A 16154-nucleotide genomic window follows, 5' to 3' on the forward strand; every position below is an offset into this window, starting at 1 on the left:
ATGTGAAAAAGCTTGGTCCGAAAGATTTCGCGTTGCGGCAAGACGGCAAACGAGCACATCCCAGGGAGCTTACATAAGTAAGTGACCTGGGTGGGAGAGCGCAGCCAACGCCGCCGCAGCGTGAAAGATGCAGGACAATTACAACAGAGATGGGGTGTCTGGGATCATATGAACGAACAATATTCCGCGTTGCGTAGTAATGTCAGTATGCTCGGCAAGGTGCTGGGAGAAACCATCAAGGATGCGCTGGGAGAACACATTCTTGATCGCGTAGAAACAATCCGTAAGCTATCCAAATCTTCACGCGCCGGCAATGAAGCTAATCGCCAGGAGCTGCTCACCACGCTACAAAATTTGTCTAATGACGAGCTGCTGCCAGTTGCGCGCGCGTTTAGTCAGTTCCTGAACCTGGCCAATACTGCCGAGCAATACCACAGCATTTCGCCAAAAGGCGAAGCCGCCAGCAACCCGGAAGTGATTGCCCGCACTCTGCGCAAACTGAAAAACCAACCGGACCTCAACGACGCAACCATCAAAAAAGCGGTAGAGTCGCTGTCTCTGGAGTTGGTGCTAACCGCCCACCCGACAGAAATTACCCGCCGTACGCTTATTCACAAGATGGGTGAAATCAATAACTGTCTGAAACAGCTTGATAATACCGATATCGCCGACTACGAACGCCACCAGGTAATGCGTCGCCTACGCCAGTTGATTGCCCAATCCTGGCATACGGATGAGATCCGCAAGCAGCGTCCAAGCCCGGTGGATGAAGCCAAATGGGGCTTCGCCGTGGTTGAGAACAGCCTGTGGCAGGGCGTACCTAACTATCTGCGTGAACTGAACGAACAGCTGGAAGAAAATCTCGGCTACAAATTGCCGGTGGATTTTGTGCCGGTACGTTTTACCTCCTGGATGGGCGGCGACCGTGACGGCAACCCGAACGTGACGGCGGATATCACCCGCCACGTACTCTTGTTAAGCCGCTGGAAAGCCACCGATCTGTTCCTGAAAGACATTCATGTTCTGGTATCAGAACTGTCGATGGTCGACGCCACGCCGGAGCTGCTGGCGTTAGTGGGCGAAGAAGGCGCGTCTGAGCCGTATCGCTACCTGATGAAAAAATTGCGCGCCCGTCTGATGGCGACCCAGTCCTGGCTGGAAGCGCGTCTGAAAGGCGAGAAGCTGCCCAAACCGGCTGGCCTGCTGACGCAAAACGAGCAGCTCTGGGAACCTCTGTACGCCTGCTACCAGTCGTTACAGGCCTGCGGCATGGGCATTATCGCCAACGGCGAGTTACTCGACACGCTCCGCCGCGTGAAGTGTTTCGGCGTACCGCTGGTGCGTATTGATATCCGTCAGGAGAGCACCCGCCATACCGAAGCGCTGGGCGAAATTACCCGCTACCTTGGTATTGGCGACTACGAAAGCTGGTCGGAAGCCGACAAGCAGGCCTTCCTGATCCGCGAACTGAACTCCAAACGTCCGCTGCTGCCGCGTAATTGGGAGCCGAGCAACGATACCCGCGAAGTGCTTGAAACCTGCAAGGTTATTGCCGAAGCGCCAAAAGGATCGATCGCCGCCTACGTAATTTCAATGGCGAAAACGCCGTCTGATGTGCTGGCTGTGCATCTGTTGCTGAAAGAGGCAGGTATCGGCTTTGCCATGCCGGTCGCGCCGCTGTTTGAAACCCTCGACGACCTGAACAATGCCGACGACGTGATGACCCAGTTGTTGAATATCGACTGGTATCGCGGGCTGATTCAGGGTAAGCAGATGGTCATGATCGGCTACTCCGACTCGGCGAAAGACGCCGGCGTTATGGCCGCGTCATGGGCGCAGTATCAGGCGCAGGACGCCCTGATCAAAACCTGTGAAAAAGCCGGCATCGAGCTCACCCTCTTCCACGGCCGCGGCGGCTCTATTGGCCGTGGCGGCGCGCCAGCCCACGCGGCGCTGCTTTCGCAACCGCCAGGCAGTCTGAAAGGCGGCCTGCGCGTTACCGAGCAGGGCGAGATGATCCGCTTCAAATACGGCCTGCCGGAAGTCACCGTCAGCAGCCTCTCGCTCTACACCAGCGCAATTCTGGAAGCAAACCTGCTGCCGCCGCCGGAACCGAAAGACAGCTGGCGTCATATTATGGATGAGCTTTCCGTCATCTCCTGTGAAACCTACCGCGGCTACGTGCGCGAAAATAAAGACTTTGTACCGTACTTCCGCTCCGCGACGCCGGAGCAAGAGCTGGGCAAATTGCCGCTCGGCTCACGTCCGGCGAAACGTCGTCCAACTGGCGGCGTCGAATCGCTGCGCGCGATTCCGTGGATCTTCGCCTGGACGCAAAACCGCCTGATGCTGCCAGCCTGGCTGGGCGCGGGTACTGCGCTGCAAAAAGTGGTGGAAGACGGTAAACAAAGCGAACTGGAAGCCATGTGCCGCGACTGGCCGTTCTTCTCCACGCGTCTTGGGATGCTGGAAATGGTATTCTCGAAAGCCGACCTGTGGCTGGCCGACTATTACGATCAGCGTCTGGTGGCGAAAACGCTATGGCCGCTGGGCAAAGAGCTACGTGACCTGCTGGAAGAAGACATTAAAGTGGTGCTGGCGATTGCCAACGATTCGCACCTGATGGCCGACTTACCGTGGATTGCGGAGTCCATTCAGTTAAGAAACGTTTATACCGATCCATTAAACGTGTTGCAGGCCGAGTTGCTGTATCGTTCCCGTCTGACTGAAGAGCAGGGCAAATCGCCCGATCCTCGCGTCGAACAGGCGTTGATGGTCACGATTGCGGGCGTCGCCGCCGGTATGCGCAACACCGGCTAACGCCAAAAGAAAGCCGCCCTCACGCAGTTATGTGGGGGCGGCATGAAATACTGCTGTTATCCTCGTCATTTTTTCAATATATTCCTGTCTGCATTTTATGCATTTATAAATCTTTCTTAGCAAAACGTGCGGCATAAAGCAGGTTTGCTTCAGATTCTTTTAAGGTTCAGGCGTTACGTTTGGCGCTACGATTAAAGACAGGCTCTCATTATGCAATCCACATTACTCCAGACTAAACCCGCGTTTAGCTGGAAAGCCCTGGGCTGGGCACTGCTCTACTTTTGGTTCTTTTCCACCCTCCTGCAGGCCATTATTTATCTCACCGGATACAGTGGGACAAACGGTCTGCGGGATTCGCTACTGTACAGCTCACTGTGGCTGATCCCGGTCTTTCTGTTTCCAGGCCGCATCCGGGTTATTGCTGCCGTTATTGGCGTCGTACTCTGGGCCGCCTCGCTGGCGGCGCTGAGCTATTACGTAATCTACGGGCAGGAGTTCTCGCAAAGCGTGCTGTTTGTGATGTTTGAAACCAACGCCAATGAAGCCAGCGAATATTTAAGCCAATATTTCAGTCTGAAAATTGTTCTTGTCGCGCTGGCTTATACGGTGGCGGCGATTTTGCTGTGGACACGTCTGCGCCCGGTTTATATTCCATCCCCCTGGCGCTATCTGGTGTCGTTTGCCCTGCTGTACGGGCTGATCCTCCATCCCATCGCGATGAATACCTTTATCAAGCATAAGTCGATGGAGAAAACGCTGGATAGCCTGGCGTCACGAATGGAACCCGCTGCGCCGTGGCAATTTATTACTGGCTACTATCAGTACCGTTTACAGCTCGCTTCGCTGAATAAACTGCTGAATGAAAACGATGCCCTGCCGCCGCTGGCTAACTTCCAGGACCACTCCGGCGATGCGCCGCGCACGCTGGTACTGGTGATTGGCGAATCGACCCAGCGTGGCCGTATGAGTCTGTACGGTTATCCGCGCGAAACCACGCCGGAACTGGACGCGCTGCATAAAACCGACCCCGGGCTGACCGTGTTTAATAATGTGGTAACTTCGCGACCGTACACCATTGAGATCCTGCAACAGGCGCTAACGTTCGCGGACGAAAAGAACCCGGACTGGTATCTGACGAAGCCATCGCTGATGAATATGATGAAACAGGCCGGGTATAAAACCTTCTGGATCACTAACCAGCAGACGATGACGGCGCGTAATACCATGCTGACCGTGTTCTCTAAGCAGACTGATAAGCAGTTCTATATGAACCAGCAGCGCACTCAAAGCGCGCGCGAATATGACAGCAACGTGCTGGCGCCGTTTAAAGCGGTGTTAGCCGACCCGGCGCCGAAAAAATTCATTATTGTGCATCTGCTGGGAACGCACATTAAATACAAGTTCCGCTATCCAGAAAACCAGGGCAAGTTTGATGGTAAAACCGACCATGTTCCGCCGGGATTAAGCAGCGACGAACTGGAGTCGTATAACGATTACGACAACGCGAATCTGTATAACGACTATGTTGTCGCCAGCCTGATTAAGGACTATAAAGCGACCGATCCGAACGGTTTCCTGCTCTACTTCTCCGATCACGGTGAAGAAGTGTATGACACGCCGCCGCATAAGACGCAGGGACGAAACGAAGATTCGCCAACCCGTCATATGTATACGGTGCCGTTCCTGCTGTGGACCTCAGAGAAATGGCAGGCAGCGCATCCGCGCGACTTCTCACAGGATGTCGATCGTAAGTACAGCAGTTCCGAGCTTATCCATACCTGGTCGGACTTAGCGGGCCTGACCTATGATGGCTACGACCCGACGCGTTCCATCACCAACCCGCAGTTCAAAGAGACCACGCGCTGGATTGGCAACCCGTATAAGAAAAACGCGCTGATTGATTATGATACGTTGCCGTATGGCGATCAGGTCGGCAATCAATAGCCTGTATGCTGCCCGATAACGCTAACGCTTATCGGGCCTGGCGTGCTTCTCTCCCGTAGTCCGGATAAGGCGCAAAGCGCCGCCATCCGGCAATAATCGCTTGAGGACATCGGTTTTCGACGTTACTGTTTCCTCTGTTTGCGATCGGCAGGGGATTATCATGTATCACGACGTCAGCCACCTTCTCTCCCGTCTCATCAACGGCCCGCTGCCGCTGCGCCAGATTTATTTTGCCAGCGCCAGCGGCCCAGCGCCGGAACTGGCGTACCAGGTGGATTTTCCGCGGCTGGAGATTGTGCTGGAGGGCGAGCTTACTGACATGAGCATTACCGCCCCGCTCATTCCTTGCGATGTTCTCTACGTTCCGGCTGGCGGCTGGAACATCCCGCAGTGGCAAACGCCCGTCACCACCCTGAGCATTCTGTTTGGCAAACAGCAGTTAGGTTTCAGCGTAGTCCACTGGGATGGTCAGCAGCATCAAAACCTCACGAAACAGCACGTTGCGCGCCGTGGCCCGCGTATCGGCTCTTTCCTGTTACAAACGCTTAATGAGATGCAGATGCAGCCGCAAGAGCAGCAAACGGCCAGATTGATTGTCGCCAGCCTACTAAGCCATTGCCGCGATCTGCTCGGCAGCCAAATCCAGACCGCCTCCCGCAGCCGCGCGCTTTTTGAAGCCATTCGGGAGTATATTGATGAACGCTACGCCGCGCCGTTGACGCGCGAATCGGTAGCACAGGCGTTTTATATCTCGCCAAATTACCTCTCGCACCTGTTCCAGAAAACGGGATCCATCGGCTTTAACGAATACCTGAACCATACGCGACTGGAACACGCCAAAACGTTGCTGAAGGGCTATGACCTGAAAGTGAAAGAGGTGGCGCACCGCTGCGGCTTTGTCGACAGTAACTATTTCTGCCGCCTGTTTCGCAAAAATACGGAACGTTCGCCGTCGGAGTATCGCCGCCAGTATCACAGCCAGCTAACGGAGAAATAATCCACACGCCAGTAAAGAGAATACAGTAGATAAAACGCGCATTTACTGGATTATTGTAATATCAATGCAAAAACCTCACTCCCCCACATGGCATACAACAGCACGTTATACGTTAATCATCACCAACTTGTGAAGTAAATCACACTTTACCAAGAGCATCACATTTGTCCAGTTTTTGGCAGATTTGTCACATAGCGCATCCGGGGCACGCTCCTTTATCCTGTCCATAACGAAAACTCACGAAGAGAAAGACTATGGAACTCTATCTGGATACCGCTAACGTGGCGGAAGTTGAACGTCTGGCGCGCATTTTCCCGATTGCCGGCGTCACCACCAATCCAAGCATTGTGGCAGCCAGCAAAGAATCTATCTGGGATGTGCTGCCCAGGCTGCAAAACGCCATCGGTGAAGAAGGCACTTTATTTGCGCAGACCATGAGCCGCGACGCGAAAGGGATGGTGGAAGAAGCCAAACGACTGAATAACGCCATCCCCGGCATTGTGGTGAAAATTCCGGTGACCGCCGAAGGTCTTGCAGCGATTAAATTGCTGAAAAAAGAAGGCATCGTGACGCTGGGCACCGCCGTCTACAGCGCGTCGCAGGGCCTGCTGGCGGCGCTGGCGGGCGCAAAATATGTCGCTCCCTACGTCAACCGCGTTGATGCGCAGGGCGGCGATGGCATTCGTATGGTTCAGGAGCTGCAAACGCTACTGGAACATCACGCTCCCGACAGCATGGTGCTGGCGGCCAGCTTTAAAACACCGCGGCAGGCGCTGGATTGCTTACTGGCAGGTTGCCAGGCGATTACCCTTCCTTTAGATGTAGCGCAACAAATGCTCAATACGCCTGCGGTAGAGTCAGCAATAGAGAAGTTTGAGCAAGACTGGAAAAACGCTTTTGGTAATCTGAACCTGTAGGAGAGAAATGTATGGATCGCATTATTCAGTCACCAGGTAAGTATATTCAGGGTGCAAACGTCATCGCGCGTCTTGGCGATTATTTAAAACCAATGGCGAACAACTGGCTGGTTGTGGGCGATAAATTCGTGCTGGGATTTGCCGAAGAGACGCTGCGCAAAAGCCTGACGGGTGCCGGTTTGTCAGTAGAAATCGCCCCGTTTGGCGGCGAATGTTCGCAAAATGAGATCGACAGGCTGCGCGCCGTCGCCGAGAAAAGTCAGTGTGGCGCCGTACTGGGTATCGGCGGCGGTAAAACGCTGGATACCGCCAAAGCGCTGGCGCATTTTATGAACGTCCCGGTCGCTATCGCGCCGACCATCGCCTCTACTGACGCACCGTGCAGCGCGCTCTCGGTTATTTATACCGATGCCGGTGAGTTTGACCGTTATCTGCTGCTGCCGCATAACCCGAATATGGTCATTGTCGATACGCAGATAGTGGCGGGCGCGCCGGCGCGTCTGCTGGCAGCCGGTATCGGCGATGCGCTGGCGACCTGGTTTGAAGCGCGCGCCTGCTCACGCAGCGGCGCCACCACAATGGCGGGCGGCAAGTGTACACAGGCCGCGCTGGCGCTGGCGGAGCTATGCTATAACACGCTGATCGAAGAAGGCGAAAAAGCCATGTTGGCCGCCGAACAGCACGTCGTCACGCCAGCGCTGGAACGCGTCATCGAAGCCAACACCTACCTGAGCGGGGTCGGTTTTGAAAGCGGCGGTCTGGCCGCAGCGCACGCGATTCATAACGGTTTAACGGCGATTCCGGATGCGCACCACTATTATCACGGTGAGAAGGTCGCTTTCGGTACGCTGACGCAACTGGTGCTGGAAAACGCGCCGGTCGAAGAAATCGAAACCGTTGCGGCGCTGTGCCATTCCGTTGGCCTGCCGATTACGCTGGCGCAACTGGATATTAAACAGGATATCCCGGCCAAAATGCGCACCGTCGCGGAAGCCTCCTGCGCAGAAGGTGAAACTATTCATAACATGCCTGGCGGCGCAACGCCGGATGAAGTGTACGCCGCGCTGCTGGTCGCCGACCAGTACGGTCAACGCTTCTTGCAGGAATGGGAATAAGGTCTGAGCAATGCTCCTGACGATAGTCAGGAGTATTTCAGCTTGCTGACCCAACAGAATTCAGTTGCCGAATATCGACACAGGCACCTTATCTGGCCTTGTTATCCAATCATCCAGGCCGGGTAAGCGAAGCGCCATCATCAGGTATTCCATAGCCTGGAATCAGTCCATTTTGTCCTGAAATAGACTTTTTTATCACGCACCATTCTCTCCGCGGAAAGTCAAATGACGTACTGACACACTTCACGGACGAAGAAGATGAAATTCGCACAGGTGCTTATCGGTATTCTTGCTGCTTTTTTTATTAGCCATATCTCTCATCATTCGCCACGCTCTGATACCAGACCAATAACCGTTCAGGCGCAAACTAATGCTGCAATCGCCCAAAGTGCCGGGACGCAAATAGGTAAGACGCTATTTTATGATGCTGCCTATGTTCGTCTGGATTATCCGAATGGCGATCTTCCGCTGGAGCGTGGAGTATGTGCAGATGTCGTCATCCGCGCGCTACGCAGTCAGCAGGTTGATTTACAGAAACGGGTACATGAAGACATGCAGGCGCATTTCTCTGCCTACCCGAATAACTGGAAGCTGAAACGCCCGGACAGCAATATCGACCATCGCCGCGTTCCGAATCTGGAAACCTGGTTCCAGCGTCAAAACAAAGCGTTGCCGGTGACAGATAAATATAGCGATTATCAACCGGGAGATATTGTCTCCTGGCGACTGGATAACGGCCTTGCGCATATTGGCGTGGTATCCCTGAACGTCACGCCTGAAGGGGTGCCGCTGGTTGTGCATAACATAGGCGCGGGAGCACAGGAGGAAGATGTATTATTTAACTGGAAAGTCACGGGGCATTTTCGTTATTTTTCGCATTAAACGCGGAAAACGTCAGCGACTACCGAATAGCAGCCGCTGACGAATTAACCTATCAGATTATTGCAGATCGAAACGGTCCAGGTTCATCACTTTCACCCATGCCGCGACGAAGTCCTTCACAAACTTCTCGTGCGCATCGCTACACGCGTAAACTTCCGCCAGCGCGCGCAGTACGGAGTTGGAACCAAACACCAGATCGGCGCGGGTCGCCGTGTATTTCACCTCGCCAGTCAGACGATCCCGGCCTTCGAACAGCTCATTAGATTCGTCGGTCGGTTTCCACTCGTAACGCATATCCAGCAGATTAGCGAAGAAGTCTGTGCTGAGCACGCCCGGTCTGTCGGTAAAGACACCGTTCTGGCTGCCGTCAAAGTTGGTTCCCAGCACACGCATCCCGCCAACCAGTACTGTCATTTCCGGCGCGGTCAACGTTAACTGCTGCGCTTTATCAATCAACAGCGATTCGGTCGTCGACACATCCAGACGCGCACGATAGTTACGGAATCCATCGGCAATCGGTTCAAGCAGCGAGAACATCTCGATGTCGGTTTGATCCTGACGCGCATCCACCCGTCCCGGCGCAAAAGGTACGCTGATGCTGACACCCGCAGCAGCGGCCGCCTGCTCGATACCGACCACGCCCGCCAGCACAATAATATCGGCCAGCGAGGCTTTATTCGTCGTTTTCTGGATCTCTTCTAATACCGGCAGAACGCGAGCCGCAACGGCGTTGACCTCCCAGTCGCGCTGAGGCGCCAATGCCAGACGCGCGCCGTTAGCGCCGCCACGCTTATCGCCGCCGCGGAAAGTAGACGCGGATGCCCAGGCAACCGAAACCATCTCGCTAATAGAAAGCCCGGATGCAGCGATCGCCGCTTTCAGGTTGATAATGTCTTCCTGCGTTGGCTGATAGAGCGGTTGCGGCAACGGGTCCTGCCAGATCAGATCTTCTTTTGGCACTTCCGGTCCGATGTAACGCGCTTTTGGTCCCATATCTCTGTGCGTCAGTTTGAACCAGGCACGAGCAAAGGCTTCATTAAAGGCCTGCGGATCGTTAAGGAAACGGCGGGAAATCTTCTCGAACTCCGGATCAAAACGCAGCGTCAGGTCGGTGACCAGCATGGTTGGCTTACGTTTTTTCGACGGATCGAACGGGTCCGGGATGATGTCCGGCGCGTCTACCGCTTCAAACTGGATAGCGCCAGCCGGACTACGGGTTTGTACCCACTCATATTTGAACAGGTTCTCGAAGAAATAGTTGCTCCACTGGGTCGGCGTCTGCGTCCAGACCACTTCCAGCCCGGAGGTGATAGCATCCGCGCCAACGCCGCTACCATAGCTGCTGGCCCAACCTAAGCCCTGCGCTTCAATCGGCGCGGCTTCCGGATCGGCCCCTACATGGGATGCCGCTGCCGCGCCGTGGGTTTTACCGAGGGTATGCCCGCCAGCGATCAACGCCACGGTTTCTTCGTCGTTCATCCCCATATTGCCAAAGGTAGCGCGAATAGCGGCGGCGGCAGAAAGTGGTTCGCCGCTGTGATCCGGCCCTTCCGGGTTAACGTAGATAAGGCCCATCTCGGTCGCGCCCAGCGGCGCTTTTGCCAGCGCTTCAGGGTGTCGGTGAGTCAACCAGGCTTTTTCATCGCCCCAGTTCACATCCAGATCCGGCTCCCAGACATCTTCACGCCCGGCGCCGAAACCGAAGGTACGGAAGCCGGAGTTTTCCAGCGCCACGTTACCCGCCAGAATAAACAGGTCAGCCCAGGAAATTTTCTGGCCATATTTCTGCTTAATCGGCCACAACAAACGACGCGCCTTATCCAGGCTGACGTTATCCGGCCAGGAGTTAAGCGGCGCAAAACGCTGTTGACCACGACCCGCGCCGCCACGACCATCAATAGAACGGTAGGTACCAGCGCCATGCCAGGCCATACGAATAAACAAACCGACATAGCTGCCCCAGTCGGCGGGCCACCACGGTTGTGAATCGGTCAGCAGCGCCTTGAGATCCCCTTTCAGGGCGGAGTAGTCTAACTTGCTAAACTCTTTGCGGTAGTCAAAGTCTTCACCCAGCGGGTTAGAACGGTTGGAATGTTGATTCAAAAGATCCACGCGAAGCTGGTTCGGCCACCAGTCGCGGCTGGCTGTTCCTGCGCCTGCGCTTCGGTCATGCCCCCCCTGATGGAAAGGACATTTTCCAGTGGATAACGTGTTATGGGTATCGTCGGTCGTGCTCATATCTCAGCTCCCTTTTAAAGTGTTACCGTTACGATATACACCAGGAGCAAATAGATATAGTTGAATTAATCCACAGATTCGATAGCTAATACCTTTTATATTTTTAGTTACAGAGATGTAGATCAATATGAGTTGTAATAAAGCTCCCGGCAGGGAGCTGGAGGTTATAAACCCGGTCTTACGCCCAACGTGTGGCAAATGGCATAACTCATTTCCGCACGATTCAACGTGTAGAAGTGGAAATCCTTCACTCCTTCGCGACTTAAAATTTTCACCATGTCCATCGCAATGTTAGCGCCCACCAGCTTGCGGGTTTCTGCGTCATCATCCAGACCCTCAAACATCAGTGACATCCAGGACGGAATGCGGACATTGGTCATATCGGCAAATTTTTTCGCCTGTTTAAAGTTAGACACCGGTAAAATGCCGGGAATAATTTCTACGTCGATACCGGCGGAAACACAGCGGTCGCGAAAACGCAGGTAGCTTTCCACATCGAAGAAAAATTGGGTTATCGCGCGGTTAGCGCCAGCATCCACTTTACGCTTCAGATTAAGCAGATCGGCCTGCGCGCTTTTCGCTTCCGGATGTACCTCCGGATAGGCCGCTACTGAAATATCGAAATCGGCCACCTCTTTGAGCAAACCAACCAGATCGGCGGCGTACATCTCCGGCTTACCGCTGCCCGGCGGCAAATCGCCGCGCAAAGCGACAATGTGGCGGATACCGTTATTCCAGTAGTCGCGGGCGATGGTGCGCAGTTCATCGCGCGTGGCGTCAATACAGGTAAGGTGCGGCGCGGCCTCAAGCCCAGTACGCTCTTTAATGCCTTTAATAACGCTATGAGTGCGGTCGCGTTCCCCGGAGTTGGCGCCATACGTTACCGAAACAAACTTCGGTTTCAGACTGCTCAGGCGATCGATGGAGTTCCACAGGGTTTGCTCCATTTCACTGGTGCGCGGCGGGAAAAATTCAAACGAAACGTTAATCTGACCCTGTACTTCCGCCAGGCTCTGATTCAGGGCTTCCCGCTGGTTGGCGTGAAAAAAGCTCATACCTTACCTCATCAATCGCATGTTATTATTTGTTGTGTTGTAAACATCTATCCGTTTAGACGTCCAGATGTAAAAATGACGGAAAAGCAGAAGGACGTCAACTGAAAAATCACGCTAAAGAATGAGGAATATTCAGCAAAGTTGAAAAAACTTCATTCTCCATCATCTTGAGCAATACCTTCTTCATACGGTTCCGGGTGTTCTTCAACACATAAAAAATAAGGCGTAAATGATATGATTCAACGGCTTTGGCGACGCAGGGACGGGGGAACCAGAAGATGAACACAGCGAATTTCGAGTCGATACATATCATGATCGACGCGCAAGTGTGGCGTAACCTGCCGCTGCATGTGCGCCTGTACCACGCTTTTCGTCAGTTGGTCATTTCCGGCGCGCTGGTCGATGGCGCAAAACTGCCGTCCGCTCGCGCGCTGGCGCAGCAGCTTCGCCTGTCCAGAGATACGGTTGAAAATGCCTATTCCCAGCTTCAGCGCGACGGCTTTATGACCCGCAGGCAAGGGGCCGGGAGTTTCGCCAGCCGCCAGGGGATTCCGCATATTCAGGGGCAGCACAGCCTGCCGCCATCGCCTCGCCAGACGCCCACACTTAGCGCCCGCTGGCAGACGATTGCCGATCGCGCCGTATCTTTCGATGCCCGCCGAGTGCAGACGTTTACGCTCGGCCTTGCGGAAACGCGAAACTTCCCGCAAACCATTTGGCAGAATTTTGCCCGCCAGATCCAGCGCGAGCGGGCGCATACGCTAATGCTGCATGGCGATCCGCAGGGAGAGCCGGAACTGCGCCAGCAAATTGCTCATTATCTCAATTTTGAACGCGGCGCGAAGGTCGACGCGCAGCAGATTGTGATTGTCAGTGGCGCGCGTCAGGCATTCTGGCTATGCGGGCAACTGCTGGCAGAGGCCGGACAGTCGGTGGTGATGGAAAATCCAGGCTATCCCGGCGCACGTCAGGCATTCTCTGCCGCACAGCTCAACCTTCTTCCCATTGAAGTCGATAGAGACGGTATTCGGGTGGATAAACTGCCGCCTGCGCCGCTGGTTTACGTTACGCCGTCGCACCAGTTTCCCTCCGGTCATTTGCTCTCTCTGGCGCGGCGTCATGCCCTGATTGACTGGGCGCGGACGCATAATGCCTGGATTATCGAAGATGACTACGACAGTGAATTTCACTACAACGGCGCGCCCGTCGCCTGTATGCAGGGGTTAGATCGCGAGCAGCGCACCCTGTATGTCGGCACCTTCAGCAAAACGCTCTACCCCGGTCTGCGCATTGGTTATCTGGTGGTGCCTGCGTCGCTGGCCGCGCATTTTGCCGCTGCGCGCAATTTGCTTGATGGCGCAACGCCCGCGTTGACCCAATTGACGCTGGCGCGATTTATCGCATCCGGCCATTTTGCCGCCCATATCCGCACCATGCGCAGTATGTACGCGGTGCGGCAGGCGTGCCTGGCGCAGGCCATCAATCAGCATCTTAGTGACTGGGTGACGCCGGTCGTGACGCCCGGAGGATTACAAATGCCCTGCTGGCTACATGAAGGTATTGACGAACAACAGACCCTTAACGCCGCGCGGCGGGCCGGGTTAAACATCGCCGGGATGCGCCAGTTCTGGCTGACGCACCCCGCGCCCACGGGCTGGCTGCTGGGATTCGCCGCGTTTACCCCCTACGAGATTGAAAATGGAGTCAAGCTTCTGCGGGCTGCATTATGCGCCGAAAACGCCCGCCAAGCCGGGTCATAATCTCATAAGGGATGGTATCGCAGGCGGCGGCAACCTCTTCCAGCGTCTGGCTCACGCCAATAAACTCCACAACATCGCCAGGCGTTGGCATGATGGCGCTGGCGTCCACCATAAAGCTGTCCATGCAAACCCGCCCCAATACCGGTAACCGAACCCCGCGCCAGCACACGCCCGCCGGAGGACGCAAATTACGTGGAATCCCATCAGCGTATCCGGCGGATACCGTGGCGATACGCAGCGGGCGAGTAGTAGTAACCGTACTGCCGTAGCCAATCGGCGTCCCAACTGGCACGTCTTGCACACGCAGAATGCTCAGCGTCAGCGTAAATGCCGGTTTTAACGGCGTTGAAAACCACGGCTGGGCGACGCCGAACAGCGCAACGCCCGGACGGCAGAGATCTTCCCGCCAGGCCGGATGCAGAAACATACCGCAGGAATTTGCCAGCGAATAACGGCTGGTTGGGAATGCCTCTTTTGCCTGCTGGAGTAGCGTATGCTGATAGACATTTAACGCATGATCCGGCCTGTCGGCGTTCGCCAGATGGCTGATGATATAGTCTGGCGCAGCCCAGCCACGCTGGCGAAAAATCGCGGCCAGCCGCGCCAGTTGCTCCGGCGTCACCCCCAGCCGCGACATGCCGGAATCAAGCTGGATCAAAACCGGACGCCGCTGCGACCGCGCCTCCTGTAGTGCCAGCCACGCCATCACCTGGTCAACAGAATTCAGCAACGGCGTGATCTGTTGCGCGCAACAAAGCGGCATCGCCTGCGGCATGACGCCATTAAGCAACACCACCATCGCGTCAGCCGACAGGATTTTACGTAGCGCCACCCCTTCAGAAAGTTGCGCGGCAAAAAAGATCCGGCAATTGGCCGCATACAGGGCTGGCGCAATCGCCTCCGCCCCCAGACCATAGCCATTGGCTTTCAGTACTGCGCCGCATTGCGCGGGGGCGACATGGCGCGCCAGCGTTTGATAATTGTCAACGACAGCGGCGAGATCTACACAAAGAACGCCGCACGCCGCCTGAATTTCAGCAAGTTTCATCATTGGTAAGGCAACGGATAGTTGGTGGTTAATTTAGTCACTTTTTGCCGAATATCGGCGCAAATATCTGTAATATTCGGCGTCTTGATGGCAAAAATAATTTCACTGATCCAGTCCGCGATCAGCGTAAAATCATCGGCATTCATTCCGCGGGTGGCGCAGGCTGCGCTGCCAATGCGAATCCCGGAGGTAATCGACGGCGGCTGCGGATCGCCTGGCAGCGTGTTTTTATTGACCGTGATCCCCGCCAGTTCGAGAAAGTATTCCACCTGAGCGCCGGTTAACCCCTGCGGGCGCAGGTCGATAATGCCCAGATGGCAGTCGGTACCGCCCGTTAACAGCGTCAGGCCGCGCTGCGCCAGTTGCTGGCACATCGCTTGCGCATTTTCGATTACCTGCCCGGCGTAACGTTTAAATTCAGGCTGTAGCGCTTCGCCAAGCGCCACCGCTTTAGCCGCGATAACGTGCATCAACGGCCCGCCCTGCAAGCCGGGAAAGATGGCGCTGTCGATTTTTTTCGCCAGCCGGGCGTCGTTGGTCAGAATCATGCCGCCACGCGGCCCGCGCAACGTTTTATGCGTGGTGGTGGTAATCACATCGGCATACGCCAGCGGCGAGGGGAAACAGCCGCCCGCCACCAGCCCGGCAAAATGCGCCATATCTACCAGCAGCATCGCGCCGACGGCATCGGCAATGCGGCGAAAGCGGGCAAAATCATAGTGTCGTGGGTAGGCCGATCCCCCGGCGATAATCAGCCGCGGGCGCTCACGCTTTGCGATCGTCTCGACCTCATCCATATCAATAAGACCGCTATGCGCATCGACGCCATAATGAAAGGCGTTAAACCATTTACCGGATTGATTGACCGGCGAACCGTGAGTGAGATGGCCGCCGCATTGCAGGCTCATGCCCAGAATTTTGTCGCCGGGTTTCAGCAGCGCCAGATATACCGCCTGATTCGCCTGGCTGCCGGAGTGAGGCTGCACGTTAACGTAACGCGCGCCGAAAAGTTGCTGCGCGCGGGTTATCGCCAGCATCTCAACCTCATCAATGAACTTACAGCCGCCGTAGTAGCGGTGCTGGTAATAGCCTTCGGCGTATTTATTGGTTAACACCGACCCTTGTGCCGCAAGAACGGTAGGGCTGGCGAAATTCTCCGAGGCAATCAGTTCCAGCGAGTGCTGCTGGCGCTGTTGCTCTTTGTTAAGCAGATCAAAAAGCGGATCGTTGTTTATCATGCGGTTCCCCCGAAAATTCATCATACGATGATTTTCGCAGGGAAAGTTTCCCCCGCACCCCGCCACTTTTTACGCAGGACGCAGACCACCGGACAGAGGGGGAAATTTCGGCAGGAACATGCCGGGTACGCAGCGCGTAA

General features: G+C 55.3%; 11 protein-coding genes. 7 read left to right on the forward strand and 4 right to left on the reverse strand.

What is annotated here, in order from left to right:
• Nucleotides 1–168 precede the first annotated feature (168 nt).
• From ppc to K8W53_RS22200, 6 genes are all read left to right on the forward strand, one after another.
• Complete coding sequence (gene ppc, locus K8W53_RS22175; protein ID WP_001005548.1) at nucleotides 169–2820, forward strand: phosphoenolpyruvate carboxylase; 2652 nt, start codon at nucleotides 169–171, stop codon at nucleotides 2818–2820.
• Between the two features lie 210 nt (nucleotides 2821–3030).
• Nucleotides 3031–4764, forward strand: a complete 1734-nt coding sequence (locus K8W53_RS22180) for a phosphoethanolamine transferase CptA (RefSeq protein ID WP_001192092.1) — start codon at nucleotides 3031–3033, stop codon at nucleotides 4762–4764.
• A 160-nt stretch (nucleotides 4765–4924) separates the two neighbouring features.
• Entirely contained in the window at nucleotides 4925–5761 is an 837-nt protein-coding gene (locus K8W53_RS22185) for a helix-turn-helix transcriptional regulator (RefSeq protein WP_023224779.1), read from the forward strand.
• A 254-nt stretch (nucleotides 5762–6015) separates the two neighbouring features.
• Nucleotides 6016–6678 (forward strand): fructose-6-phosphate aldolase, encoded by a 663-nt coding sequence (fsa, locus tag K8W53_RS22190; protein ID WP_000424866.1) that lies wholly within the window; start codon nucleotides 6016–6018, stop codon nucleotides 6676–6678.
• A gap of 11 nt (nucleotides 6679–6689) precedes the next feature.
• Nucleotides 6690–7793 (forward strand): bifunctional L-1,2-propanediol dehydrogenase/glycerol dehydrogenase, encoded by a 1104-nt coding sequence (gene gldA, locus K8W53_RS22195; protein ID WP_000374041.1) that lies wholly within the window; start codon nucleotides 6690–6692, stop codon nucleotides 7791–7793.
• 258 nt (nucleotides 7794–8051) lie between these two features.
• Nucleotides 8052–8675 carry a DUF1287 domain-containing protein gene (locus tag K8W53_RS22200; RefSeq protein ID WP_023224780.1) on the forward strand — a complete coding sequence of 208 codons (624 nt, stop codon included), beginning with the start codon at nucleotides 8052–8054 and terminating at the stop codon, nucleotides 8673–8675.
• Between the two features lie 57 nt (nucleotides 8676–8732).
• Here the strand turns inward: K8W53_RS22200 and katG are convergent, their stop codons facing one another.
• Both katG and metF read right to left on the reverse strand, forming a co-directional pair.
• Nucleotides 8733–10913 carry a catalase/peroxidase HPI gene (katG, locus tag K8W53_RS22205; protein WP_020838265.1) on the reverse strand — a complete coding sequence of 727 codons (2181 nt, stop codon included), beginning with the start codon at nucleotides 10911–10913 and terminating at the stop codon, nucleotides 8733–8735.
• A gap of 164 nt (nucleotides 10914–11077) precedes the next feature.
• Complete coding sequence (gene metF / locus K8W53_RS22210; RefSeq protein ID WP_000007507.1) at nucleotides 11078–11968, reverse strand: methylenetetrahydrofolate reductase; 891 nt, start codon at nucleotides 11966–11968, stop codon at nucleotides 11078–11080.
• A 278-nt stretch (nucleotides 11969–12246) separates the two neighbouring features.
• Between metF and K8W53_RS22215 the strand changes: the two genes are divergently transcribed.
• Complete coding sequence (locus K8W53_RS22215; RefSeq protein WP_023224781.1) at nucleotides 12247–13728, forward strand: PLP-dependent aminotransferase family protein; 1482 nt, start codon at nucleotides 12247–12249, stop codon at nucleotides 13726–13728.
• Here K8W53_RS22215 and K8W53_RS22220 read toward each other — a convergent pair.
• Both K8W53_RS22220 and K8W53_RS22225 read right to left on the reverse strand, forming a co-directional pair.
• Nucleotides 13673–14779, reverse strand: coding sequence for an alanine racemase (locus K8W53_RS22220; protein WP_023224782.1), 1107 nt, complete (start codon nucleotides 14777–14779; stop codon nucleotides 13673–13675). The genes K8W53_RS22215 and K8W53_RS22220 overlap by 56 nt on opposite strands.
• Nucleotides 14776–16014 (reverse strand): serine hydroxymethyltransferase, encoded by a 1239-nt coding sequence (locus tag K8W53_RS22225; RefSeq protein WP_023224783.1) that lies wholly within the window; start codon nucleotides 16012–16014, stop codon nucleotides 14776–14778. The genes K8W53_RS22220 and K8W53_RS22225 overlap by 4 nt, the downstream gene beginning before the upstream one ends.
• Between the last annotated feature and the right edge of the window lie 140 nt (nucleotides 16015–16154).

This window comes from Salmonella sp. A29-2 (assembly GCF_020150755.1).
GTDB classification, from domain to species: domain Bacteria; phylum Pseudomonadota; class Gammaproteobacteria; order Enterobacterales; family Enterobacteriaceae; genus Salmonella; species Salmonella enterica.

What these genes read in the sequence shown, in the direction of transcription:
- fsa (WP_000424866.1), top strand. Translation starts at nt 6,016, where the DNA reads ATGGAACTCTATCTGGATACCGCTAACGTGGCGGAAGTTGAACGTCTG.
- gldA (WP_000374041.1), top strand. Translation starts at nt 6,690, where the DNA reads ATGGATCGCATTATTCAGTCACCAGGTAAGTATATTCAGGGTGCAAAC.
- metF (WP_000007507.1), bottom strand. Translation starts at nt 11,968, where the DNA reads ATGAGCTTTTTTCACGCCAACCAGCGGGAAGCCCTGAATCAGAGCCTG.
- K8W53_RS22180 (WP_001192092.1), top strand. Translation starts at nt 3,031, where the DNA reads ATGCAATCCACATTACTCCAGACTAAACCCGCGTTTAGCTGGAAAGCC.
- K8W53_RS22215 (WP_023224781.1), top strand. Translation starts at nt 12,247, where the DNA reads ATGAACACAGCGAATTTCGAGTCGATACATATCATGATCGACGCGCAA.
- ppc (WP_001005548.1), top strand. Translation starts at nt 169, where the DNA reads ATGAACGAACAATATTCCGCGTTGCGTAGTAATGTCAGTATGCTCGGC.
- K8W53_RS22200 (WP_023224780.1), top strand. Translation starts at nt 8,052, where the DNA reads ATGAAATTCGCACAGGTGCTTATCGGTATTCTTGCTGCTTTTTTTATT.
- K8W53_RS22220 (WP_023224782.1), bottom strand. Translation starts at nt 14,779, where the DNA reads ATGATGAAACTTGCTGAAATTCAGGCGGCGTGCGGCGTTCTTTGTGTA.
- K8W53_RS22225 (WP_023224783.1), bottom strand. Translation starts at nt 16,014, where the DNA reads ATGATAAACAACGATCCGCTTTTTGATCTGCTTAACAAAGAGCAACAG.
- katG (WP_020838265.1), bottom strand. Translation starts at nt 10,913, where the DNA reads ATGAGCACGACCGACGATACCCATAACACGTTATCCACTGGAAAATGT.
- K8W53_RS22185 (WP_023224779.1), top strand. Translation starts at nt 4,925, where the DNA reads ATGTATCACGACGTCAGCCACCTTCTCTCCCGTCTCATCAACGGCCCG.